Origin of the sequence: Citrobacter sp. RHB20-C16 (assembly GCF_013890155.1) — a bacterium.
GTDB classification, from domain to species: Bacteria; Pseudomonadota; Gammaproteobacteria; order Enterobacterales; family Enterobacteriaceae; genus Citrobacter_A; species Citrobacter_A amalonaticus.
In genome coordinates, this window is record NZ_CP057630.1 from 921,337 (window position 1) to 944,167 (window position 22,831).

Here is a 22,831-nt window from a genome sequence, read left to right on the forward strand (position 1 = left end):
TTCCTTCGGGAAGCCTTTTTTGCGTGGTTGCCGGAGAATCTCGCCATCCGACAATGCCAAACGGCAGGGGGTTACTGCGTCACGCAGGTACCTTTCTCGCCTGTGAGTATCTGCGGTGCATCTTTCAGCGCGCCAATAAACGCCGAACGCCCGGTTTGCTTAACAAACTGGATCACCGCCGCCGCTTTTGGTCCCATTGCGCCATCCGGTGCCGCAAACGGCGCCAACTCTTCGGTTGTGACATGTCGTAACGCGCGCGCCTGTGGAGTACCCCAGTGTTCATAGACGGCATCGGCATCGGTCAGGATCAGCAGATGATCGGCGTTGATGGTATTCGCCAACACCGCAGCTGTCAGATCTTTGTCGATCACCGCTTCAGTTCCCACGTATCCGTTACCCTGAGCCACCACCGGAACGCCGCCACCGCCACAGCAAATCACCGTATGCCCTGCTTCCATCAGCATCTGGATGGACTCGCCGTCGAGGATGTTTTGCGGTATCGGTGAGGGAACGACCCGTCGAATGTATTGTCCATCCGCCTTCATCGTCCAGCCATAGCGTTGTTCCAGTTCAGCTTGTTGATCCGGTTGATAGACGGGCCCTATGTACTTACCCGGAGCGGCAAACGCCTCATCCTGCGGGTCTACTTCTACCCGTGTCATCAGCGTGGTCACGGGGCAACCCCCCGTATTTTGCGTCAGCGCCTGGGCGATGGCGGCGCCAATCATTCCCTGGCTTTCAGCCACCAGTATATCCAGCGGCCAGGCGGGTGATTCCGTGTAGGCCGCGTTCTGCAACGCCAGCAACCCGACCTGAGGCCCGTTTCCGTGAACAATCACCAGTTGATAATCGCGAGCCAGCGTCGCTACCCGTTGCGCAAAAACCTGAATGCTGCGTTGTTGGTTTTCCGCACTCAATATCTCTCCGCGCTGTAATAATGCATTCCCACCCAGTGCAATGACCAGTTTCTTTTTCATTATGACCTCAATGTGCAAAATATCTCGTGGTCAAAATAACGTTCCGGTTTTTTTATAATGTGACTTATTCGACAGCTTATTGACTGATAAAAATAACGCGTTAATTAGGATTGTTTTTAATTACTTTGTTTAAAATATTTAAAAAATGATTGTTAGACTTTTTTTAATAATGTTGCGGTCAGTTCCCAGGAATTTATAACAATGGATTTTGTGTGACTTTGCTCAAACGAAATGATGTCGCGGCCCGATATGGTGAGCAGAGTTAAAACATCAAGCCTCATCAATCGTCAGATAATATGAGGTGTTCAACGGTAAATATTACCGGGAGATTGCTTATGTCTGAATCATGTGAAGTGACTGAGGTCACGAAGAAAAAAGGAATACCGGCCTGGTGGGTGACCATTTTCCTGTTCTGGCTGGGGTGGATTTTCATGTACGCCGACCGGACGGTATTGAACCCGGTGATGGGCGAGCTGGAAAAAGAGTTTGGCCTAAGTGGAACGCAATTAGGCATTCTTAATTCTGTGTTTTATTTTTCTTATGCGTTATTACAGGTCCCGGCCGGAATACTGGGTGATAAAATCGGTAAGAAAAAAGTGCTGGTGCCTGGGTTTATTCTCTTTGGCGTTTTCACGGCCGTTACCGGTTGGGCAAAAAGTTGGTACACGCTGCTGTTTGCCCGCGTTGTCACGGGCGCGGGAGAAGGGACCTATTACGGTCCACAGTACGGCCTTTCTTCCGAGCAAATCCCTAAAAAATATCGCTCGCTCGGCAGCGCAATCATCAATAGCGGCATGGCCTTCGGTATTGCGCTGGGACTGATGACCTCAAGCTGGCTGGTGTACGATCAGGGCCATTCATGGCGGATGCCGTTCTACGCGATGGCGGTTCCTTCAGTACTGGTGGGGATTGCGATCTGGCTGTTTGTGAAAGAAAAGAAACGCACTGTAGATACCGACGGACAGCCGGTAAAAAAAGGCAAATTCAGCGATCTTCTGAAAAACCGCAACCTCGTTCTGACCTATATCATGGTGTTCTGTAGCCTGTTTGGTTTCTTCGTTATTCTGACCTGGCTTCCCTATTATCTGCAAAATGAACGTGGTATTGCCGGTAGCGAAACTGGATTTATCTCTTCGCTGGTCGCCTGGATTTCAATCCCCGGCGCGCTGTTATTCTCCAGCCTGTCTGACAAATTAGGTAAGCGCAAACCGTTAATTATGTTCCTCGTCCCGGTGGCGATCATCAGCATGCTGTCCATTGTCTGGATGCCAAACATGACTGGCGTGATTGTCGCCCTGTGTATTTACGGTCTCGTCGGCAAACTGGCACTGGATCCCGTGCTGGTTGCGCTGGTTGCCGATAGCGTTGATGAAAATAATTACAGCACCGCGTTTGGCTTATTTAATTTTATCGGCATGAGCTCTTCTATTCTTGCTCCCATTATTGCTGGCGCGGCGCGCGATATTACGGGCAGCCTGGCATCCAGTTTTTATGTGTCAGCCATTCTGTTAGCGATTGGATTGGTTGCGATGCTGTTTTTGAAAGAAAAACGTACATAAGAGGTAGCGGTAATGATTTACGCCTTTATTAAAAAGGGAAGCTTTCAGGACTCCGTCAGCCTGATGATCATTTCCCGGAAATTAAGTGAGCGACCGGAAGTTGACCAGGTTTCCGTCATGATGGGAACGCCAGCGAATAAAGCGATGCTGGATTCTACGGGCTTCTGGCATGACGATTTTGTCGAGGCCACACCGAACGATATTTGTGTGGCGGTACGAACGCATGACGAGCAACCGGAGATCCTCGAATTAATCCGCGAACAGTTGGAAAAAGAGTTAAGCGCAATTGCCAGCGCCTCGGGCGGTTCACAGCAACTGCTGAAGGCGCGTCGCTGGGAGAGCGCGTGCCAGAAATTACCGCAGGCTAATCTGCTGCTGGTTTCGGTTGCCGGGGAGTATGCGGCCTCCGTAGCGAAAGAGGGGCTGTTGGCCGGTAAAAACGTGATGATGTTTTCCGATAACGTACCGCTTGAGCAGGAAGTTGAGCTGAAAACGTTGGCTCGCGAAAAAGGGCTGATTGTGATGGGGCCGGACTGCGGGACAGCGATGATTGCCGGTAGCCCACTGGCATTCGCGAACGTGTTGCCCGACGGTGGAATTGGTGTAATCGGGGCGTCCGGAACGGGCATTCAGGAGGTCACCTCTCAGATTGCGCTGCACCAACAGGGGATCAGCCATGCCATCGGTTTGGGGGGACGCGATCTGAGTGCGGAAGTGGGAGGCATCAGTGCGTTAACGGCGTTGGAGATGCTGGCTGCTGATGATGCCACGCGGGTGATCGCGTTTGTCTCTAAACCGCCGTCGCCGCAGGTCAGAACCCGCATTATCAATGCGATGCAAAAGGTCGGTAAACCGGTGGTCGCGCTCTTTCTCGGGAATAAACCGGAACAACGCTGTGAGGGGAATGTCTGGCTGGCGAATTCGCTCTCAGATGCCGCCCAACTGGCCGTGTTGCTGATGCGAGTGGCTCAGCAGCGCCTGATTCAACCCGAGGTGGCTGGCAAAGGCATTTATGGGCTGTATGCCGGCGGGACGCTCGCGGCTGAAGCAGCGATGTTGCTTTCGGCCGGGCTGGGTGTGCCAGTGAGTGAAAGCCACGCTGCTGGCGTCATGCTCGACGCGCAGGGCCATCGCATTGTCGATCTGGGAGATGACAGCTACACGTTGGGCAGACCACACCCGATGATTGACCCGACAACTCGCAGCATTGAAATCGAAAAGCTGGCAGCGATGCCGGACGTGGGCGTGCTGCTGCTGGATGTGGTGCTGGGCTATGGCGCCTGTGCTGATCCGGCGGGCGCCGTTGTTGAGGCTGTCGAGCAGGTTCGCGCAACGCGAAACGCGCCGCTGGTCACCATCGCCACCCTCACCGGAACCGATGCCGACCCACAGGGACGCAGTGGACAAACCGACATCCTGCGTGATGCAGGCATCGCCGTGGTGGAAACCCTGGAAGAGGCCGTGTTGCTCGCCATCAGCCTGACACATCATCAGGACTCTCGCCCATCCGTTGAACCTAACCCCTTGCTGGATGGCGTACAGGTGATCAATGCCGGACTGCGCAGCTTCGCGCTGGATCTGCAAAGCAGCGGCACGCCGGTTGTGTATTATCAGTGGGCGCCGATTGCCGGTGGCAATGCGCGTCTCGCCAGTTTACTCAAGCAGTTACATTAATTCAGAGGTACCGATATGTATTCATCAATTGCACAGGCCAACGACGCCATTATTGAACGCATCAAAGCCGCCCGCCCACATTGGGTCGCTGTCCGTCCTGCGAAAGAGGCGGTGGTTGAATTGTCCTCCGGGCGTAAATTGCTGCACGCCGGCCCGCCGATTGCCTGGGAAGAGATGACGGGGCCTATGCGCGGTGCCTGTATCGGCGCATCGCTGTTTGAGGGGTGGGCGGCCAGTGAAGAGGAAGCTGTCAGTCTCCTGAATCAGGGCGAAGTGGAATTTATCCCGTGCCACCATGTTGGCGCCGTCGGCCCGATGGGCGGTATCACCTCTGCAAACATGCCAGTGCTGGTCGTACGTGACGTGGTGCATGGCAATCAGTCCTGTTGCAACCTGAACGAAGGGATCGGCAAAGTCATGCGTTTCGGCGCCTACGGTGAGGATGTGCAGACGCGTCTGCGCTGGATGCGTGATACGCTGGCACCGGTGTTACAGGAGGCCTTGTCGCGCATGGAGAACGGCGTGGATCTGACGGCGATGATGGCTCAGGCGATTACGATGGGGGACGAATTCCATCAGCGTAATATCGCGGCCTCGTCGTTACTGCTGCGCACGCTATCCCCTGTGATCGCCGGTCTTGATCGTCCGAAAGCCGAAATCATTGAGGTGCTGCAGTTCCTGAGCGTGACCGATCAGTTCTTCCTTAACTTGGCGATGGCCTACAGCAAAGCGGTGATGGATGCGGCGGCAGTGATTAAAGCCGGTTCGGTGGTGACCGCAATGACGCGCAACGGGCGTGAGTTCGGGATTCGCGTCAGTGGCACCGGCGACCGTTGGTTTACCGCGCCAGTGAATACGCCGCAGGGCTTGTTCTTTACCGGCTACAGTCAGGCTGACGCTAACCCGGATATCGGTGATAGCGCCATTACCGAGACGCTGGGCATTGGTGGCGCAGCCATGATTGCTGCACCTGGCGTGACGCGTTTCGTCGGTGCGGGCGGTATGGGGGCCGCGCTGGAAACCTCTGAGGAGATGGCGGAAATCTACCTCGCCAACAACCCTTTGTTCCAGATCCCGTCCTGGGATTTCAAAGGGGCGTGTCTGGGGCTGGATATCCGTCGTGTCGTGGAAACGGGGATTACGCCGCTGATCAACACCGGTATCGCTCACCGCGAAGCCGGAATCGGCCAGGTTGGTGCGGGGACCGTACGTGCACCGCTGCTGTGCTTTGAAAAAGCGCTGGAAGCGCTGGCGGAAGAGCATCACATCACGGCGTAACAGAAATGCCCGGTGGCGCTAACGCTCACCGGGCCTACGGATCGGTGTCACTCGTGGGCCGGATAAGGTGGCGCCGCGATCCGGCATTTCGGAGTAACCTATGTTCATTCTCAATGCCCTGGCCTGCGCCGGGCTTTATCGACTTCCAGAGGGTGAATGGACGCTGCACAGTCGCTTCTCACAGGCGATCAATTTCAGCCATGCTAACGGCGAATTACTGACGTTATACCGCTACGGTAAAGGCATGGGGCCGACCGGCGTGCTGTTGAGTCGTGCACAGTTCTCCCGCCTGACGACGGTTTCACGCTTGTGCAAAACCGGGGATCTGCTGACCGGGCAGGGGGTGACCCTTCGCCCTCAGCGTCAGCTCAGGCTGCAACTGACTCCTTCTGCTATCGCACTGCTCGACCTGTCTTCCTGTGTTCAGCAAACCGGTCTGGGAGGCGCGCTCAACCAGCCACTCAATACCGTGGCGTGTTATCCGCAGATCGTCGCCGGGCTGGAGCGTTGGGCGAATGGTGCCGTGCCAGACTGGCGCTGGCTGATTGGACGAGGTCCCGGACTCACGCCCAGCGGTGATGATATGCTTACGGGAATGCTGGCGGTCTTTATTGCAGCCGGGATACCGGTTCACCTTTTTTTACCCCCGGCGGATCAACTTGCGCAACTGACAACTTCGGTAAGCTGTAGCTATCTTAATAGTGCCAGAGTGGGCGAATTTTCGACGCCGGTGTTGGGGGTGATGCGCAGCTTGCAAACCGGGCGTGACGCAGGCCACGCACTGCGTCGTCTGCTCACGGTGGGGCACACCTCCGGCGCTGACATGGTGTTAGGGATTGCGCTGGCGCAACGCTGGTTGCTGATGGCTGATGGCTGATTCAAGGGGAAAGCATGCTCGATCAGGAAACAATACGTACATTTATTCGGGTAGCTGAGACGGAGAGTTTTTCCCGTGCGGCCAGCTCACTGCATAAAACGCCTGCGGCAATCAGTTACCGCATCAAAACGCTGGAAGAGCAGGTGGGTACGCAGCTCTTTTTACGAACCACGCGTTCCGTCAGCCTGACGTTGGCGGGACAGCATCTGCTCGAACATTGTCGCCAGTGGCTTAACTGGCTGGACGCCATGCCTGATGAGTTGCAGCAGATTAATGCGGGCGTTGAGCGTCAGGTTAATATTGTTATCAATAATTTGCTCTATCAGCCGCAGACGACCGCTGATTTACTGACGTGGCTGCATCAACAATTTCCCTTCACCCGTTTCCAGATCTCCCGCCAGGTCTATATGGGCGTGTGGGATTCGCTGCTGTATGACGACTATCAACTGGCGATTGGCGTGACCGGTTCCGAATCGTTGTCAAACAACATTTCACTGCTGCCACTGGGGGACATTAGCTGGCAGTTTGTGGTCGCGCAGAATCACCCGTTGGCCAGCCATCCGGCAACGGTGTTATCGGACGACATGCTGCGTCGCTACCCCGCCATCAATATTGAAGATACGTCGCGCACGCTCACCCGTCGCGTGGCCTGGCTGCTGAGCGGACAAAAGGAGATTAAGGTTCCGGATCTCAGCACCAAGCTGGCCTGTCACTTAAGTGGCCTGGGCGTCGGTTTTTTACCGGAACGTCTGTGTCGCCCTTACGTAGAATCCGGCGCACTGGTGGCTCGTTCGGTGGTGAATCCTCGCCAGCCGTCACCGCTTTCTATCGCCTGGAAGAATGCCGGAAGTGGAAAAGTGGTCAGCGAAATTGCCGCAATTTTTAAACAAAAACATGGGCTGGTGGGGGGATTTTTGCGGATGGTGGATCGTCCTGCAGAACGGCAATAGCCGTGATATCCAGAATTGAAACATAACGAAAATGGCATATTCACCCATTATTGTTTACCTTTAACGGGGTGTTTTCGTGAGATTGATCTCATTTGCTCTGATTTGTTATGACCAAGGAATATGTAATGGAAGATTTGAATGTTGTCGACAGCATCAACGGTGCGGGGAGCTGGCTGGTCCGCAACCAGGAATTGCTGTTGAGCTATGCCGTCAACATCGTGGCGGCAGTGGCCATTGTGATTGTCGGGATGATCGTGGCGCGTCTGGTGTCGAATACGGTTAACCGCCTGATGGTGGCGCGGCATATCGATGCTACCGTGGCAGACTTTCTTTCCGCGCTGGTGCGCTACGGAATTATTGCTTTCACGCTGATTGCCGCACTGGGTCGGGTAGGGGTACAGACGGCGTCGGTGATTGCGGTGCTCGGTGCCGCCGGTTTAGCGGTCGGTCTGGCGTTGCAGGGATCGTTGTCTAACCTTGCCGCAGGCGTTCTGCTGGTCATGTTCCGTCCGTTCCGTGCGGGTGAGTATGTGGATCTGGGCGGCGTTGCCGGGACGGTGCTGAATGTGCAGATTTTCTCCACCACCATGCGCACCGTGGACGGTAAAATTGTCGTCATCCCGAACGGTAAAATCATTGCCGGCAATATCATCAACTTTTCCCGTGAGCCGGTACGCCGTAATGAATTTATTATTAGCGTCGCTTACGACTCTGATATCGATAAGGTGAAACAGATCCTCACCGGGATTATCGAATCAGACGATCGCATTCTGAAAGATCGCGAAATGACGGTTCGTCTGAATGAGTTGGGCGCGTCGTCGATTAACTTTGTGGTGCGCGTCTGGAGCAACAGCGGCGATCTGCAAAACGTGTACTGGGACGTACTGGAGCGGATTAAGCGTGAATTTGATGCCGCTGGAATCAGCTTCCCGTATCCGCAGATGGACGTGAATTTCAAACGCGTGAAAGAAGTCACGGCAGAATAATGCTATGCCGGATGCGCATCGCAGCATCCGGCAAAATCCCCTCTTCATTAATTTCCCTAATCTACGATTAATATTATCCATTTCCGCTAATAATCATCCCGCGCTATAGTCTGCGCTATAGAGACAACACTCAGGATGATTACCGTGATATCGTATTATTTTCAAGGTCTTGCGCTTGGCGCAGCCATGATACTTCCGCTCGGCCCACAGAATGCGTTTGTGATGAATCAGGGAATACGTCGCCAGTATCACATCATGATTGCGCTCCTGTGCGCCATCAGCGATCTGTTGCTGATTTGCGCCGGGATTTTTGGCGGTAGCGCATTACTGATGCAGTCGCCGTGGTTGTTGGCGCTGGTCACCTGGGGCGGAGTGGTTTTTTTGCTGTGGTACGGTTTTGGCGCTTTAAAGACGGCAATGAGTAGCAATCTGGAACTGGCCAGCGCGGAAGTGATGAAGCAGGGACGCTGGAAGATCATCGCCACCATGCTGGCGGTGACATGGCTGAATCCGCACGTCTACCTGGATACATTCGTGGTGCTTGGCAGTCTGGGCGGACAACTGGATGTCGAACCCAAACGCTGGTTCGCGCTCGGCACCGTCAGTGCCTCCTTCCTGTGGTTCTTCGGCCTGGCGCTGCTGGCGGCGTGGCTCGCGCCGCGACTGCGTACCGCAAAAGCGCAGCGGATTATCAATACGCTGGTGGGGCTGGTGATGTGGTTCATCGCTTTTCAACTGGCAAAAGAAGGCGTTGCGCATGTTCACGCCTTGTTCAATTAAGAGCCAGTCCATTAGCGCTCTAAGCGTTGTCTGATGGACAACACACTATTTCGCGCTAAGCTTGCCTGCATGCGCCCTGAAATTTGGGGCAACTCACGTAACATGGAGGAGCGACAGTGAAGTTCAAAGTGATGGCCCTGGCGGCATTAGTGGGATTCAGTGCAATGTCGGTGCAGGCAGGCGAATTGCCTGACGGACCGCACATCGTGACTTCCGGGACGGCAAGCGTGGACGCTGCACCTGATATTGCCACGCTGGCAATCGAGGTTAATGTTGCGGCGAAAGACGCTGCGACGGCGAAGAAACAGGCTGATGAGCGCGTTGCGCAATACCTTTCTTTCCTTGAGCAAAATCAGATCGCGAAAAAAGACATTAGTTCGGCGAACCTGCGCACCCAACCGGATTACGATTATCAGAACGGCAAAAGCGTTCTGAAAGGGTATCGTGCGGTGCGTACTGTCGAAGTGACGCTGCGTCAGTTAGATAAACTCAACCCACTGCTGGACGGCGCGCTGAAAGCGAGGCTGAACGAAATTCGTTCCGTTTCGTTGGGTGTGGCGCAACCGGATGCTTATAAAGACAAAGCGCGTAAAGCAGCGATTGATGATGCAATTCACCAGGCGCAGGAACTGGCGGCCGGTTTTAACAGCAAACTGGGTCCGGTTTACAGCGTGCGCTACCATGTCTCGAACTATCAGCCAAGCCCGATGGTGCGGATGATGAAAGCGGACGCGGCACCGGTGTCAGCGCAGGAAACGTACGAGCAGGCGGCGATTCAGTTTGATGATCAGGTCGATGTGGTGTTCCAGTTGGAACCTGCGGCGGGTCAACAATCTGCGGCAACCGCCAAAGCGCAATAACCTTCCAGGCCGGATGAGGCATGTGCGCCACCATCCGGCAATTTTGTTGATTACTTCGCGATACGTTTGTACTTGATACGCTTTGGCTCCAGCGCGTCAGCGCCCAGCGTGCGCTTCTTGTACTCTTCGTATTCGGTGAAGTTACCTTCGAAGAACTCCACTTTCCCTTCATCCTGGTAGTCCAGAATGTGGGTGGCGATACGGTCAAGGAACCAACGGTCGTGCGAGATAACCATTGCGCAACCCGGGAACTCCAGCAGGGCGTTTTCCAGCGCGCGCAGGGTTTCGATATCCAGGTCGTTGGTCGGTTCATCGAGCAGAAGAACGTTACCGCCAACCTGCAGCAGCTTCGCCAGATGCAGACGACCGCGCTCACCACCGGACAGCTCGCCGACGCGTTTGCCCTGGTCGGTGCCTTTGAAGTTAAAGCGGCCAACATAGGCGCGACTTGGCATTTCGGTGTTGCCGATCTTCATGATATCCAGCCCACCGGACACTTCTTCCCACACGGTTTTGCTGTTATCCATGGCGTCACGGAACTGATCGACGGAGGCCAGCTTAACGGTTTCACCCAGCGTGATGGTGCCGCTGTCTGGCTGTTCCTGACCGGACATCATACGGAACAGGGTGGATTTACCCGCGCCGTTCGGACCGATGATGCCGACGATGGCGCCTTTCGGTACAGAGAAGCTCAGATCGTCAATCAGCACGCGGTCGCCGTAGGATTTACGCAGGTGGCTGACTTCAATGACTTTATCGCCCAGACGCGGTCCAGGTGGAATAAACAGTTCGTTGGTTTCGTTACGTTTCTGGTATTCCGTGCTGTTCAGCTCTTCAAAGCGTGCCAGACGGGCTTTACCCTTAGACTGACGGCCTTTCGCGCCCTGACGAACCCACTCCAGTTCTTTCTCGATAGATTTACGGCGTGCCGCTTCCTGAGAGGCTTCCTGCGCCAGACGCTGATCTTTCTGCTCCAGCCAGGAAGAGTAGTTACCTTCCCACGGAATACCTTCGCCGCGGTCAAGTTCAAGGATCCAGCCTGCGACGTTGTCGAGGAAGTAACGGTCGTGGGTAATCGCCACCACGGTGCCTTCGAAGTCGTGCAGGAAGCGTTCCAGCCAGGCCACGGATTCCGCATCCAGGTGGTTGGTCGGTTCGTCAAGCAGCAGCATGTCAGGTTTTTCTAACAGCAGACGGCACAGTGCGACACGGCGACGTTCACCCCCGGAGAGGGTCGCGATTTTGGCGTCCCAGTCTGGCAGACGCAGGGCGTCGGCCGCACGCTCCAGTTGCACGTTCAGGTTATGACCGTCGTGCGCCTGAATGATCTCTTCGAACTTGCCCTGTTGCGCGGCCAGTTTATCGAAGTCGGCATCTGGCTCTGCGTATTTCGCATAAACCTCATCCAGACCTTTCAGTGCGTTGACCACTTCCGCCACTGCTTCTTCAACAGACTCGCGTACGGTGTGTTCAGGATTAAGCTGAGGTTCCTGCGGCAGGTAACCAATTTTGATGCCAGGCTGCGGGCGGGCTTCGCCTTCAATATCTGTATCAATGCCCGCCATGATGCGCAGCAGGGTGGACTTACCGGCACCGTTAAGGCCCAGTACGCCGATTTTTGCGCCAGGGAAGAAGCTCAGCGAGATGTTTTTAAGAATATGACGTTTCGGCGGAACGACTTTGCCGACACGATGCATGGTATAAACGAATTGGGCCACGTTGGACTCGCCTCTGTATTTATCGTGATGAATATACCCGTCATACTTCAAGCTGCATGTGCGTTGGCTGCACTCGTTCACCCCAGTCACTTACTTATGTAAGCTCCTGGGGAGTTCACTCCCTTGCCGCCTTCCTGCAACTCGAATTATTTAGGGTATAGATGTATTCAAAGGCGAAGTGTAGCCTTTTTCCCCTCTCAATCCCAGCCAGCAGATCTCACTCGCAGTAAAAGTAAAAAAGTGTCCGCGACGTGGCGTAAATGCCAATGACTGGTTAGCATGAAATCATTAGGCGGCATGAGGCTGCAGCGACGTATCATATTTAGAGGAAGAGCTTGTGGACAAAGCCCAACGATTTACCTGGCGTCTTATTGCCGCCGGTGTGTGCCTGGTGACGTTAAGTCAGGCAGCGCGAGCCGATTCACTGGATGAGCAGCGTAACCGTTACGCACAGATTAAGCAGGCCTGGGATAACCGACAGATGGATGTCGTGGAGCAGATGATGCCGGGCCTGAAGAATTACCCCCTGTATCCCTATCTGGAATATCGGCAAATCACCGATGATCTGATGAATCAGCCGACCGTCACGGTGACCAACTTTGTACGTGCCAACCCAACCCTGCCGCCAGCGCGTACGCTGGAATCGCGTTTCGTTAACGAACTGGCGCGGCGTGAAGACTGGCGCGGATTATTAGCGTTTAGCCCGGAGAAGCCGAGAACCACCGAGGCGCAGTGCAATTACTATTACGCGAAGTGGAATACCGGGCAAACGGAAGAAGCCTGGCAGGGGGCGAAAGAGCTGTGGTTGACCGGTAAAAGCCAACCTAATGCCTGTGACAAACTGTTCAGCGTCTGGCGCGCGTCTGGCACCCAGGATCCGCTCTCTTACCTGGAGCGCATTCGCCTGGCGATGAAAGCGGGCAACACTGGACTGGTGACGGTACTGGCCGGGCAGATGCCGGCGGAGTATCAGACTATCGCGTCAGCGATTATCTCACTGGCGAACAACCCGAACAGCGTCCTGACCTTTGCGCGCACCACCGGCGCGACCGATTTCACTCGTCAGATGGCCGCTGTGGCCTTTGCCAGCGTCGCTCGTCAGGATGCGGAAAACGCGCGTCTGATGATTCCGTCACTGGTACAGGCGCAGCAGTTGAATGAGGATCAAACCCAGGAGCTGCGCGATATCGTCGCCTGGCGATTAATGGGCAACGACGTCACCGACGAGCAGGCGAAATGGCGAGACGACGCGATTATGCGCTCGCAGTCCACCACGCTGGTGGAGCGTCGGGTGCGCATGGCGCTCGGGACTGGCGATCGTCGTGGCCTGAACACCTGGCTGGCGCGTCTGCCGATGGAGGCGAAGGAAAAGGACGAATGGCGATACTGGCAGGCCGATTTGCTGCTGGAACGAGGGCGTGAAGCGGAAGCAAAAGAGATCCTGCATGCGCTGATGCAACAGCGCGGTTTCTACCCGATGGTGGCAGCGCAGCGTCTGGGAGAAGAGTACGTTCTGAAAATTGATAAAGCGCCTGGCGATGTGAATAACGCGCTGACTCAGGGAGCGGAAATGGCCCGCGTTCGCGAACTGATGTACTGGAATATGGATAACACCGCCCGCAGCGAATGGGCGAACCTGGTCACCAGCCGGACGAAGACGGAGCAGGCGCAGCTGGCGCGTTATGCCTTCAACAATCAGTGGTGGGATCTGAGCGTGCAGGCGACGATCGCCGGTAAACTCTGGGATCATCTGGAGGAGCGCTTCCCGCTGGCGTATCAGGATCTCTTTACCCGCTATACCCGTGGCAAAGATATTCCGCAAAGCTATGCGATGGCGATCGCGCGTCAGGAGAGCGCCTGGAATCCGAAGGTGAAATCGCCGGTCGGCGCCAGCGGGCTGATGCAGATTATGCCAGGCACCGCGACGCACACGGTGAAGATGTTCTCTATTCCGGGTTACAGCAGTCAGAATCAGTTACTGGATCCGGAAACCAATATCAATATCGGCACCAGCTACCTGCAGTACGTCTATCAGCAGTTTGGCAATAATCGGATCTTCTCGTCAGCAGCTTACAATGCCGGACCAGGGCGCGTGCGCACCTGGCTTGGCAACAGCGCGGGACGGATCGACGCCGTGGCGTTTGTCGAGAGTATTCCCTTCTCGGAAACGCGTGGCTATGTGAAGAACGTGCTGGCCTACGACGCTTACTATCGCTATTTCATGGGGCAGAAAGACACCCTGATGAGCGATTCTGAGTGGCAGAGACGTTATTAATCCGGTGGGTTATGTTATGATTTGTACTCGTGTATGAGTACAACAGGGCGGCATAACATGACCCAGCATTCCCCTTATTCATCGGCGATGGCCGAACAACGTAATCAGGAGTGGCTTCGTTTTGTGGAGTTGCTCCGCCAGTCTTATGCAGAGGATCTGCACTTACCGCTGTTGCAACTGATGCTGACCCCGGATGAGCGCGAAGCGCTGGGGACGCGTGTACGCATTATCGAAGAGTTATTACGTGGCGAAATGAGCCAGCGCGAGCTTAAAAACGAGCTGGGCGCGGGGATTGCGACGATCACCCGCGGCTCTAACAGCCTGAAATCGGCGCCCGTCGAACTGCGGCAGTGGCTGGAAACCATATTGTTGAAAAACGCCTGAAAAGTGATTTCGTAGGCCTGATAAGCGTAGCGCCATCAGGCTTGCAACCGCACTATCGCCGGATGACAATTTCGTCTTATCCGGCTTACGAACTCAACGATAAATCGCGTTATGAAACGGGCTGAGCGCCAGAATCACGGCCTGGTGGTAAACGCTGGCGCGCGTCAGTTTCCCGGCGGTAAACACGCCAATCGCCCCTTCTTTTCGGCCAATCTTATCAATACCTGTGTAGTGTGACATTACCGGACCCAGCGCTTCACCCTCGCGCACTTTTTCAAGGATCACCGCAGGCAGCGGCAGCGTCGCAGAACGCGCTTCGCCACGCTGGGTGGCGTTTTCGACAACCACCCAACTGAAGGTCGCATCTTCATCAATACCCGCTTCGATGGCTACCCAGAAGTCGGCATCGGGGCGCGCACGACGGGCGTTTTCGACCCGATTCCGTGCGCCAGCACGCGTTTCAGGACTTCCGAAGGGTTGTTCCGGTACGCCGCTATCGACGTCCACAGACTCAATATGGCAGGATCCTTCACCGAAGATCTCGTTAAATGCCTGCAGAATTGCCTGAATTTTGGCGGGATTGGTGGTTGCTGAGACAACATGGTGCATAATTAAGCTCGATTTTATAAAAACTCTTTGCAGTATACGGAAAAATAGCATGTTACAGGTATACCTTGTTCGCCACGGTGAAACGCAGTGGAACGCCGAGCGACGCATTCAAGGCCAGTCCGACAGTCCGCTGACCGCTAAAGGTGAGCAACAAGCTATGCAGGTAGGTGACCGCGCGAAAAGTCTCGGCATCACCCACGTCATTAGTAGCGATTTGGGACGTACCCGCCGCACCGCTGAAATCATCGCCCAGACCTGTGGCTGTGATATCACCTTAGATGCTCGCCTGCGCGAGCTGCACATGGGCGTGCTGGAAAAACGTCATATTGATACCCTGACTGAAGAAGAAGAGAACTGGCGTCGTCAGTTAGTCAACGGCACCGTCGACGGACGTATTCCCGAAGGGGAGTCGATGCAGGAGTTAAGCGATCGCGTTCATGGCGCGCTCGCTGCGTGCCTGGATTTGCCGCAGGGGAGTCGTCCGCTGTTGGTCAGTCATGGCATTGCGCTGGGCTGTCTGGTCAGTACGATTCTGGGACTTCCTGCCTACGCTGAACGCCGCTTACGCCTGCGTAACTGCTCGATTTCGCGGGTAGATTATCAGGAAAGCCTGTGGCTGGCGCCGGGATGGGTGGTCGAAACGGCAGGGGACATCTCGCATCTGGACGCCCCTGCGTTGGATGAGCTACAGCGCTAACGGCGAATCGGAATCAGGAATTCGCAGCGCAGGTTAATGGGGCGGTCACCGGCTTTGGCATCTTCAGCCGGGTAGTACCGCTCGATATCCTGGCCCTTGCGGCGCGTCAGGTTCAGGAGCGGCATGCAGGTACCATAGACCGTCAGGATGAACTCCTGAACGCCCGTTCCCAGCCCTTCGTAAGTAAACATCACATACTCGCCGCCCTGCAACAGCACCGGCTGTGCCGACTGTACGTAGCCGTTGGCCTGATCCTGCGGCAGCGCGGTGGTGTAGAACACTTCCTGCTCGTCATCTTTTTCATGGCTGGGATGCGTTTCGTTCAGGCCATAGAGTACAGGCGGAATGGTTGGCGCGTGGCCGAGGAAATCGTGCCAGAACTGATAGCGCATTTCGTGGCGGAAATCGGAAATTTGCTCCAGCGAACAGGAGTAACTCTGGGTGACACCCAGCAGTTGCATATCTTCCAGAGTGACAAATTTATGCTCAGGCATGGCAAATTCGCCCAGACGCAGAGGCGGACGAATACCGAATGCGCTCCATTCCGGTGAACGACGATACAGTGCAGGCGTCTGGGAAAACTGTTTCTTAAAGGCGCGGGTGAACGTTTGTTGAGAGTCGAAGCGGTACTGCAGGGCAATATCCAGAATCGGGCGAGCCGTCAGGCGAAGCGCAACGGCAGATTTCGATAAGCGGCGTGCGCGGATATACGCGCCAATCGCATGACCCGTCACGTCCTTAAACATTCTCTGCAGATGCCACTTGGAATAACCCGCTTTTGCCGCCACATTGTCAAGCGACAGCGGCTGATCCAGATGACCTTCCAGCCAGATTAATAGGTCGCGAATAATGCCGGCCTGATCCATAAAATATCCTCATCCTTTCAACTACAAACACCTGACATCAGATTATTGGATAATAGCATTTTTTGTTGTTTTAGCATTCAGTGTTTTTTTTGCGCATTAATGCTTTTTTTGAACCCAATAAAACGTGATTATTGTAATCCTGTGATCTGTAAACAGTTTCTTTTACAATGCTGAATAATTGCGCAGCGTCATTTTAAAGAATGGTAACAATATGAAATACAAGAGTTTAGTTCTGTCCACTCTGTTGCTTATGCTGGCGCCGCTGGCATCTGCTGAGCAGATCGGTTCCGTCGATACGGTGTTTAAGATCTTTGGGCCGGATCATAAAATCGTCGTGGAGGCGTTTGACGACCCCGATGTTAAAAACGTGACCTGCTACGTCAGCCGTGCCAAAACCGGTGGCATTAAAGGCGGGTTGGGGCTGGCGGAAGATACTTCTGATGCCGCCATCTCCTGCCAGCAGGTAGGACCGGTAGAACTGAGCGACAGAATCAAGAACGGTAAAGCACAGGGCGAAGTGGTCTTTAAGAAACGCACTTCGTTGGTCTTCAAATCATTACAGGTCGTGCGCTTCTATGATGCCAAACGCAACGCGCTGGCTTATCTGGCCTATTCCGACAAGGTGGTCGATGGGTCGCCGAAAAATGCCATTAGCGCGGTACCTATCATGCCGTGGCGCGAATAACAGGGAAGCATTATGCAGCAGGTGTCGGTCTGGCTGGTGGAAGATGAGCAGGGTATCGCGGATACCCTGATTTATATGCTCCAGCAGGAAGGGTTTAGCGTGGAAGCCTTTGAGCGCGGGTTGCCCGCGCTGGAGAAAGCACGTCATCAGTGTCCGGATGTAGCGATTCTCGATGTCGGGTTGCCGGATATCAGCGGTTTTGAGCTGTGCCGGCGATTGCTTGAGTACCATCCGGCGTTACCAATCCTCTTTCTGACGGCGCGCAGCGATGAGGTGGATCGCTTGCTGGGTCTGGAAATCGGTGCCGACGATTACGTCGCCAAACCGTTTTCACCGCGGGAAGTCTGCGCCAGAGTCCGCACGCTGCTACGTCGGGTGAAGAAGTTTTCCACGCCGTCGCCTGTTGTCAAAACCGGCCATTTTGAGCTGAATGAACCTGCGGCTGAAGTGGCCTGGTTTGGTACGCCCCTGTCACTCACGCGCTATGAATTTTTGCTGCTGAAAACGCTGCTGTTATCTCCAGGGCGTGTCTATTCGCGCCAGCAACTGATGGATATCGTCTGGGCCGATGCGCAGGATACATACGACCGGACGGTCGATACGCACATCAAAACGCTGCGCGCCAAACTGCGCGCGATCAACCCGACGCTTTCGCCGATCAACACGCATCGTGGGATGGGCTACAGCCTGAGGAGCCTCTGATGCGCATTGGCATGCGTTTGCTGTTGGGCTATTTCCTGATTGTCGCTGTTGCTGCGTGGTTTGTTCTTTCTATTTTTGTACAGGAGATTAAACCTGGCGTACGGCGCGCAACGGAAGGGACGCTGATCGATACTGCCACGCTGCTGGCGGCGCTGGCGCGTGACGATCTCCTGTCGGGTAACCCGGCGCATGGCCAACTGGCGCAGGCGTTTACGCAACTGCATAACCGTCCTTTTCGCGCCAACATCAGCGGAATCAATAAAGTCCGCAATGAGTACCATGTTTACATGACGGATGCGCAGGGCAAAGTGGTGTTTGATTCCGTCAATAAAGCGGTCGGGCAGGATTACTCTCGCTGGAACGATGTCTGGCTAACGCTGCGTGGACAGTATGGCGCGCGCAGTACGCCGCAGGATCCCGCCGATCCGGAAAGCTCGGTCATGTATGTTGCTGCGCCGGTTGTCGACAACGGAAAGATCATCGGCGTGCTCAGCGTGGGAAAACCCAATGCCGCGATGGCACCGGTGATTAAACGCAGCGAGCGCCGGATCCTTTGGGCCAGCGCGATTCTGCTTGGCATTGCGCTGGTGATTGGCGCCGGGATGGTCTGGTGGATAAACCGTTCCATTGCCCGCCTGACGCGCTATGCGGATTCCGTGACCGAAAACCAGCCGATGCCGCTGCCTGAACTGGGCAGCAGTGAGTTGCGCAAACTGGCGCAGGCGCTGGAGAGTATGCGTCTGAAGCTGGAAGGCAAAAATTACATTGAACAGTACGTATACGCGCTCACCCACGAGCTAAAGAGTCCGTTGGCGGCCATTCGCGGCGCGGCGGAAATTCTGCGGGAAAATCCGCCTCCGGACATTGTTAAGCGCTTTACCGACAATATTCTCAGCCAAAATGCGCGAATGCAGGCGCTGGTTGAAACCTTGCTGCGCCAGGCGCGACTGGAAAACCGTCAGGATATTGCCCTCTCCCCGGTTGCGGTCGATGAACTGCTTGCGCAAATCAGCGACGCGCGCGCGATTCAACTGGCGACGAAGGCGATATCGCTGGAGATTGTCCCCTCGGCGTTAAGCGTCTCTGCGGAGCCGGCGCTGCTGGAACAGGCGTTGGGCAACTTGCTGGACAATGCCATTGATTTCACCCCGGCAGGCGGAGCGATCACCCTCAGTGCACAAGCGCATGCAGAGACGGTGACGCTGACGGTGACCGATACGGGTACAGGCATTCCTGATTTTGCCTTACCGCGGATATTTGACCGCTTTTACTCACTGCCGCGTGAGAATGGTCTCAAAAGCAGCGGTCTGGGACTGGCATTCGTTCGCGAAGTGGCGCGACTGCTGAAGGGGAGTGCAGAATTACGTAACCGGCCTGAGGGCGGCGTCGAGGCCACGCTCACACTTCACCGTCACTTCACATAACTTCAAATTCCCCCCACATAGCGTGCGTACTCTGCGGGTATTGCATAAGGAGAACGCTATGTTGAAATCCCCCCTGTTCTGGAAAATCGTCACCTTAGGTGGCGCGATTGTGTTGCTGCTGATCCCCCTGATGATGGTCCGGCAGATTATTGTGGAACGTGCTGATTATCGTGATGCGGTGGAGGATGCGATTCGGCAGAGTACCAGCGGACCGCAAAAAGTGGTCGGCCCGCTCATTGCTGTACCTGTGACCGAGTTATACACCGTGCTGGAAAACGAGAAAGAGGTGCAGCACAGGCGCAGTTTTATCCACTTCTGGCTGCCGGAGTCGTTGATGGTGGAGGGGAACCAGAACGTCGAACCGCGAAAAGTGGGCATCTACGAAGGGCAGGTCTGGCATACCGATGTTACCTTGAAAGCGGAGTTTGATGTTGCACGACTGAGTGAACTGAACCGGCCCAACATAACCCTTGGGAAACCGTTTATCGTGGTGGGCGTGGGTGATGCGCGAGGGATTGGCGTGGTGAAAGCACCGAAGGTGAATGGAATGGCGCTTGCTGTCGAACCGGGGACGGGGCTAACAGACCGCGGAGAAGGGCTCCACATTCCGCTTCCGGATGCGCAATGGGCGATGCGCGATGTGAACCTGGCGATGTCACTCAATTTAAGCGGAACCGGCGCTTTCTCGGTGGTTCCGGTCGGACGTAGCAGCCAAATGACGCTCACCAGCAACTGGCCGCATCCCAACTTCCTCGGTGATTTTCTACCCGACAAGCGCGAAATCAGCGAGTCAGGGTTTCAGGCACAGTGGCAAAGCAGTTGGTTTGCCACTAACCTGGGCGATCGGTTTGTGGATGCGCGAAAAGACGGGTGGTATAACCTGCCGTCGTTTAGCGTCGCGGTTGCCACTCCTGCCGATCAGTATCAACTGACGGATCGGGCGACGAAATATGCCATTTTGCTGATTACACTGACATTTATGGCTTTCTTTGTGTTCGAAACGTTGACGGGTAAAAAATTACACCCGATGCAGTATCTGCTGGTGGGGCTGTCGTTGGTGATGTTTTATTTGCTGTTGCTGGCGCTCTCAGAACATATTGGTTTCACCCTGGCATGGATTGTCGCAAGCCTGGTGGGCGCGCTGATGAACGGGGTTTATCTCCAGGCAGTGCTACAGGGCTGGCGTAGCAGCGTGGTTTTCACTCTGGCATTGTTAGCGCTGGATGGTGTGATGTGGGTACTGTTGCGCTCGGAAGACAGCGCGCTGCTGTTGGGGACGAGTGTGCTGCTGTTGGCGCTGGGGAGCGTGATGTTCCTGACGCGGCATCTTGACTGGTATGCATTCTCGCGTGCGAAACCGACACCAACACCAACGGCGCCGAAACCGTCCGCACCCGTGGACGATGCGCTACGCGTGTGGAAGTAAATTCAGCAAAAAGCATATAAGAAAAACGGCGCATTGAGCGCCGTTTTTTTGACGGTGGTAACCCGATTAATCCTGCAGATCGCCACAAAAACGGTAACCTTCACCGTGAATAGTCGCGATAATTTCCGGCGTATCCGGCGTGGATTCGAAATGCTTACGAATGCGGCGGATGGTCACGTCAACGGTACGGTCATGGGGTTTCAGCTCACGACCAGTCATTTTCTTCAGCAGCTCAGCACGGGACTGGATCTTGCCTGGGTTCTCGCAGAAGTGAAGCATGGCACGGAACTCACTGCGCGGCAGTTTGTACTGTTCGCCATCAGGCCCGATCAGAGAACGGCTGTTGATGTCCAGTTCCCAACCGTTGAACTTGTAGCTTTCAACGCTACGACGTTCTTCGCTGACGGTACCCAGGTTCATGGTACGAGACAGAAGGTTGCGGGCACGGATAGTCAGTTCGCGCGGGTTAAACGGCTTGGTGATGTAATCGTCTGCACCGATTTCGAGGCCGAGGATTTTATCGACTTCGTTATCGCGGCCAGTCAGGAACATCAGCGCAACGTTAGCCTGCTCGCGCAGTTCACGCGCCAGCAGAAGACCGTTTTTGCCTGGCAGGTTGATATCCATGATCACCAGGTTGATGTCATATTCAGAGAGGATTTGATGCATTTCCGCGCCATCAGTCGCTTCGAATACATCATAGCCTTCCGCTTCGAAAATACTTTTTAACGTGTTGCGTGTTACCAACTCGTCTTCAACGATAAGAATGTGCGGGGTCTGCATGTTTGCTACCTAAATTGCCAACTAAATCGAAACAGGAAGTACAAAAGTCCCTGACCTGCCTGATGCATGTCGCAAATTAACATGATCGGCGTAACATGACTAAAGTACGTAATTGCGTTCTTGATGCACTTTCCATCAACGTCAACAACATCATTAGCTTGGTCGTGGGTAGTTTCCCTCTGGACCCGACAGTGTCAAAAACGGCTGTCATCCTAACCATTTTAACAGCAACATAACAGGCTAAGACGTACCGGACACCCAATAAAACTACGCTTCGTTGACATATATCAAGTTCAATTGTAGCACGTTAACAGTTTGATGAAATCATCGTATCTAAATGCTAGCTTTCATCACAAAATTGCAATAATCCAACTAGTTGCACAGGATAACTAATTAACACGGCGAATCCTATGAATGAGATTCATTTTAAATCAAATTATCTCTGATAAACAGAAGGATATACTGTTTCTGTTAACATAAAAAACATTAGTAAAGTAAGGAAACAGTTTAGCGCCTTTTATGAAAGGTGAAACGGTTTTCCACTGATTTTGGTTAAAATTTTGTAAATTCGCTCCGCGTAATATCTTGACATAGTTCACACAATTGCCCGCGGACAGGCATAAAGAGTAAAAAATGCGCATTACTATTATCCTCGTCGCTCCCGCCAGAGCGGAAAACATTGGTGCCGCGGCTCGCGCCATGAAAACCATGGGATTCACTCAGTTGCGTATCGTTGACAGTCAGGCGCATCTTGAACCCGCCACGCGCTGGGTGGCGCATGGCTCCAGTGATATTATTGATAATATTACTGTTTTTCCGACGCTTGCGGACGCGCTTGTCGATGTTGATTTTACCGTCGCCACCACGGCGCGCAGTCGAGCAAAATTTCACTACTACGCGACGCCGGCGGAACTGGTTCCGCTGCTGGAAGAAAAATCGGCCTGGATGAATCACGCCGCGCTGGTTTTTGGTCGTGAAGACTCCGGACTGACCAACGATGAACTGGCACTGGCGGATGTTCTGACCGGTGTGCCAATGGTTGCAGATTATCCTTCTTTGAATCTGGGGCAGGCGGTGATGGTTTACTGCTATCAATTAACAAATTTAATGCAACAACCTGCTAAAGAAGTCGATTCATCTGATGAATTTCAGTTACAGGCATTACGCTCACGCATCATGAGCCTGTTGGCCACTCTGGAGGTTGCAGATGACAGCAAACTGGTCGACTGGCTGCAACAGCGTCTGGGGCAATTAGGGCAGCGAGACACGGCAATGTTGCACCGCCTGGTCCATGATATCGAAAAAAAAGTCACAAAATAAT

General features: G+C 54.4%; 22 protein-coding genes. 17 read left to right on the forward strand and 5 right to left on the reverse strand.

Translation table 11 applies throughout. The annotated features are described in order from the left end of the window. Positions 1–71: 71 nt before the first annotated feature. Positions 72–977, reverse strand: a complete 906-nt coding sequence (locus HVX64_RS04585; RefSeq protein ID WP_181825302.1) for a carbamate kinase — start codon at positions 975–977, stop codon at positions 72–74. A 335-nt stretch (positions 978–1,312) separates the two neighbouring features. Here HVX64_RS04585 and HVX64_RS04590 point away from each other — a divergent pair, with 335 nt between their 5' ends. The 8 genes from HVX64_RS04590 (at position 1,313) to HVX64_RS04625 (ending at position 9,941) form a co-directional block, all read left to right on the forward strand. Further along, positions 1,313–2,536 (forward strand): MFS transporter, encoded by a 1,224-nt coding sequence (locus HVX64_RS04590; RefSeq protein ID WP_042998038.1) that lies wholly within the window; start codon positions 1,313–1,315, stop codon positions 2,534–2,536. A gap of 12 nt (positions 2,537–2,548) precedes the next feature. After that, positions 2,549–4,210, forward strand: a complete 1,662-nt coding sequence (locus HVX64_RS04595) for an acyl-CoA synthetase FdrA (protein ID WP_044255640.1) — start codon at positions 2,549–2,551, stop codon at positions 4,208–4,210. 15 nt (positions 4,211–4,225) lie between these two features. Then, a complete protein-coding gene (locus tag HVX64_RS04600; RefSeq protein WP_042998036.1) occupies positions 4,226–5,488 on the forward strand; it encodes a DUF1116 domain-containing protein in 1,263 nt (420 codons plus the stop codon). A 100-nt stretch (positions 5,489–5,588) separates the two neighbouring features. Next, positions 5,589–6,365 (forward strand): DUF2877 domain-containing protein, encoded by a 777-nt coding sequence (locus HVX64_RS04605; protein ID WP_042998035.1) that lies wholly within the window; start codon positions 5,589–5,591, stop codon positions 6,363–6,365. Between the two features lie 14 nt (positions 6,366–6,379). Then, positions 6,380–7,315 (forward strand): HTH-type transcriptional activator AllS, encoded by a 936-nt coding sequence (gene allS / locus HVX64_RS04610; RefSeq protein WP_042998034.1) that lies wholly within the window; start codon positions 6,380–6,382, stop codon positions 7,313–7,315. Between the two features lie 125 nt (positions 7,316–7,440). After that, the gene (locus tag HVX64_RS04615; RefSeq protein WP_042998033.1) at positions 7,441–8,301 is read left to right on the forward strand and encodes a small-conductance mechanosensitive channel MscS; all 861 of its coding nucleotides are present in this window, start codon (positions 7,441–7,443) and stop codon (positions 8,299–8,301) included. A gap of 144 nt (positions 8,302–8,445) precedes the next feature. Continuing rightward, positions 8,446–9,081 carry an arginine exporter ArgO gene (gene argO, locus HVX64_RS04620; RefSeq protein ID WP_044256038.1) on the forward strand — a complete coding sequence of 212 codons (636 nt, stop codon included), beginning with the start codon at positions 8,446–8,448 and terminating at the stop codon, positions 9,079–9,081. 116 nt (positions 9,082–9,197) lie between these two features. Continuing rightward, complete coding sequence (locus HVX64_RS04625) at positions 9,198–9,941, forward strand: oxidative stress defense protein (protein ID WP_181825303.1); 744 nt, start codon at positions 9,198–9,200, stop codon at positions 9,939–9,941. A 50-nt stretch (positions 9,942–9,991) separates the two neighbouring features. Here HVX64_RS04625 and ettA read toward each other — a convergent pair whose 3' ends face one another. Further along, positions 9,992–11,659 (reverse strand): energy-dependent translational throttle protein EttA, encoded by a 1,668-nt coding sequence (gene ettA / locus HVX64_RS04630; protein WP_044255637.1) that lies wholly within the window; start codon positions 11,657–11,659, stop codon positions 9,992–9,994. Positions 11,660–11,996: 337 nt separating this feature from the next. On the opposite strand from ettA, the gene sltY reads away from it, so the two are divergent. Together sltY and trpR are read left to right on the forward strand one after the other, a co-directional pair. Continuing rightward, entirely contained in the window at positions 11,997–13,934 is a 1,938-nt protein-coding gene (gene sltY, locus HVX64_RS04635) for a murein transglycosylase (RefSeq protein ID WP_044255636.1), read from the forward strand. A 57-nt stretch (positions 13,935–13,991) separates the two neighbouring features. Continuing rightward, a complete protein-coding gene (gene trpR, locus HVX64_RS04640; protein ID WP_042998029.1) occupies positions 13,992–14,318 on the forward strand; it encodes a trp operon repressor in 327 nt (108 codons plus the stop codon). A gap of 93 nt (positions 14,319–14,411) precedes the next feature. Here the strand turns inward: trpR and yjjX are convergent, their stop codons facing one another. Then, a complete protein-coding gene (gene yjjX / locus HVX64_RS04645) occupies positions 14,412–14,927 on the reverse strand; it encodes an inosine/xanthosine triphosphatase (protein WP_042998028.1) in 516 nt (171 codons plus the stop codon). A 49-nt stretch (positions 14,928–14,976) separates the two neighbouring features. On the opposite strand from yjjX, the gene gpmB reads away from it, so the two are divergent. Next, positions 14,977–15,624: a 2,3-diphosphoglycerate-dependent phosphoglycerate mutase GpmB gene (gpmB, locus tag HVX64_RS04650; RefSeq protein ID WP_042998027.1), complete on the forward strand. Its 648-nt coding sequence runs from the start codon at positions 14,977–14,979 to the stop codon at positions 15,622–15,624. On the opposite strand, the gene robA is transcribed toward gpmB, so the two are convergent. Then, positions 15,621–16,490, reverse strand: coding sequence for an MDR efflux pump AcrAB transcriptional activator RobA (robA, locus tag HVX64_RS04655; RefSeq protein WP_044255635.1), 870 nt, complete (start codon positions 16,488–16,490; stop codon positions 15,621–15,623). The two genes, gpmB and robA, sit on opposite strands and share 4 nt — an antisense overlap. Before the next feature lie 211 nt (positions 16,491–16,701). Between robA and creA the strand changes: the two genes are divergently transcribed. The 4 genes from creA to creD are packed head-to-tail and all read left to right on the forward strand — an operon-like array spanning position 16,702 to position 20,727. Next, positions 16,702–17,175, forward strand: coding sequence for a protein CreA (gene creA, locus HVX64_RS04660; protein WP_042998025.1), 474 nt, complete (start codon positions 16,702–16,704; stop codon positions 17,173–17,175). A gap of 12 nt (positions 17,176–17,187) precedes the next feature. Beyond that, complete coding sequence (gene creB, locus HVX64_RS04665) at positions 17,188–17,877, forward strand: two-component system response regulator CreB (RefSeq protein ID WP_042998024.1); 690 nt, start codon at positions 17,188–17,190, stop codon at positions 17,875–17,877. Next, positions 17,877–19,301, forward strand: a complete 1,425-nt coding sequence (creC, locus tag HVX64_RS04670; protein WP_044255633.1) for a two-component system sensor histidine kinase CreC — start codon at positions 17,877–17,879, stop codon at positions 19,299–19,301. Before creB ends, creC begins: the two co-directional genes overlap by 1 nt. 58 nt (positions 19,302–19,359) lie before the next feature. Beyond that, a complete protein-coding gene (creD, locus tag HVX64_RS04675) occupies positions 19,360–20,727 on the forward strand; it encodes a cell envelope integrity protein CreD (protein ID WP_044264842.1) in 1,368 nt (455 codons plus the stop codon). A 66-nt stretch (positions 20,728–20,793) separates the two neighbouring features. Here creD and arcA read toward each other — a convergent pair whose 3' ends face one another. After that, positions 20,794–21,510, reverse strand: coding sequence for a two-component system response regulator ArcA (arcA, locus tag HVX64_RS04680; protein WP_001194359.1), 717 nt, complete (start codon positions 21,508–21,510; stop codon positions 20,794–20,796). Positions 21,511–21,605: 95 nt separating this feature from the next. Here arcA and yjjY point away from each other — a divergent pair, with 95 nt between their 5' ends. Together yjjY and HVX64_RS04690 are read left to right on the forward strand one after the other, a co-directional pair. Then, complete coding sequence (gene yjjY / locus HVX64_RS04685; RefSeq protein ID WP_042998021.1) at positions 21,606–21,746, forward strand: protein YjjY; 141 nt, start codon at positions 21,606–21,608, stop codon at positions 21,744–21,746. 397 nt (positions 21,747–22,143) lie between these two features. Beyond that, on the forward strand, positions 22,144–22,830 hold the full coding sequence (locus HVX64_RS04690) for a tRNA/rRNA methyltransferase (RefSeq protein WP_042998020.1): 687 nt from the start codon (positions 22,144–22,146) through the stop codon (positions 22,828–22,830). Position 22,831: the final 1 nt, after the last annotated feature.

Excerpts from the sequence above, each read along its gene's own strand:
- HVX64_RS04585 (WP_181825302.1), bottom strand. The coding sequence starts at position 977 with ATGAAAAAGAAACTGGTCATTGCACTGGGTGGGAATGCATTATTACAG.
- HVX64_RS04590 (WP_042998038.1), top strand. The coding sequence starts at position 1,313 with ATGTCTGAATCATGTGAAGTGACTGAGGTCACGAAGAAAAAAGGAATA.
- HVX64_RS04595 (WP_044255640.1), top strand. The coding sequence starts at position 2,549 with ATGATTTACGCCTTTATTAAAAAGGGAAGCTTTCAGGACTCCGTCAGC.
- HVX64_RS04600 (WP_042998036.1), top strand. The coding sequence starts at position 4,226 with ATGTATTCATCAATTGCACAGGCCAACGACGCCATTATTGAACGCATC.
- HVX64_RS04605 (WP_042998035.1), top strand. The coding sequence starts at position 5,589 with ATGTTCATTCTCAATGCCCTGGCCTGCGCCGGGCTTTATCGACTTCCA.
- allS (WP_042998034.1), top strand. The coding sequence starts at position 6,380 with ATGCTCGATCAGGAAACAATACGTACATTTATTCGGGTAGCTGAGACG.
- HVX64_RS04615 (WP_042998033.1), top strand. The coding sequence starts at position 7,441 with ATGGAAGATTTGAATGTTGTCGACAGCATCAACGGTGCGGGGAGCTGG.
- trpR (WP_042998029.1), top strand. The coding sequence starts at position 13,992 with ATGACCCAGCATTCCCCTTATTCATCGGCGATGGCCGAACAACGTAAT.
- yjjX (WP_042998028.1), bottom strand. The coding sequence starts at position 14,927 with ATGCACCATGTTGTCTCAGCAACCACCAATCCCGCCAAAATTCAGGCA.
- gpmB (WP_042998027.1), top strand. The coding sequence starts at position 14,977 with ATGTTACAGGTATACCTTGTTCGCCACGGTGAAACGCAGTGGAACGCC.
- robA (WP_044255635.1), bottom strand. The coding sequence starts at position 16,490 with ATGGATCAGGCCGGCATTATTCGCGACCTATTAATCTGGCTGGAAGGT.
- creA (WP_042998025.1), top strand. The coding sequence starts at position 16,702 with ATGAAATACAAGAGTTTAGTTCTGTCCACTCTGTTGCTTATGCTGGCG.
- creB (WP_042998024.1), top strand. The coding sequence starts at position 17,188 with ATGCAGCAGGTGTCGGTCTGGCTGGTGGAAGATGAGCAGGGTATCGCG.
- creC (WP_044255633.1), top strand. The coding sequence starts at position 17,877 with ATGCGCATTGGCATGCGTTTGCTGTTGGGCTATTTCCTGATTGTCGCT.
- creD (WP_044264842.1), top strand. The coding sequence starts at position 19,360 with ATGTTGAAATCCCCCCTGTTCTGGAAAATCGTCACCTTAGGTGGCGCG.
- arcA (WP_001194359.1), bottom strand. The coding sequence starts at position 21,510 with ATGCAGACCCCGCACATTCTTATCGTTGAAGACGAGTTGGTAACACGC.
- yjjY (WP_042998021.1), top strand. The coding sequence starts at position 21,606 with ATGACTAAAGTACGTAATTGCGTTCTTGATGCACTTTCCATCAACGTC.
- HVX64_RS04690 (WP_042998020.1), top strand. The coding sequence starts at position 22,144 with ATGCGCATTACTATTATCCTCGTCGCTCCCGCCAGAGCGGAAAACATT.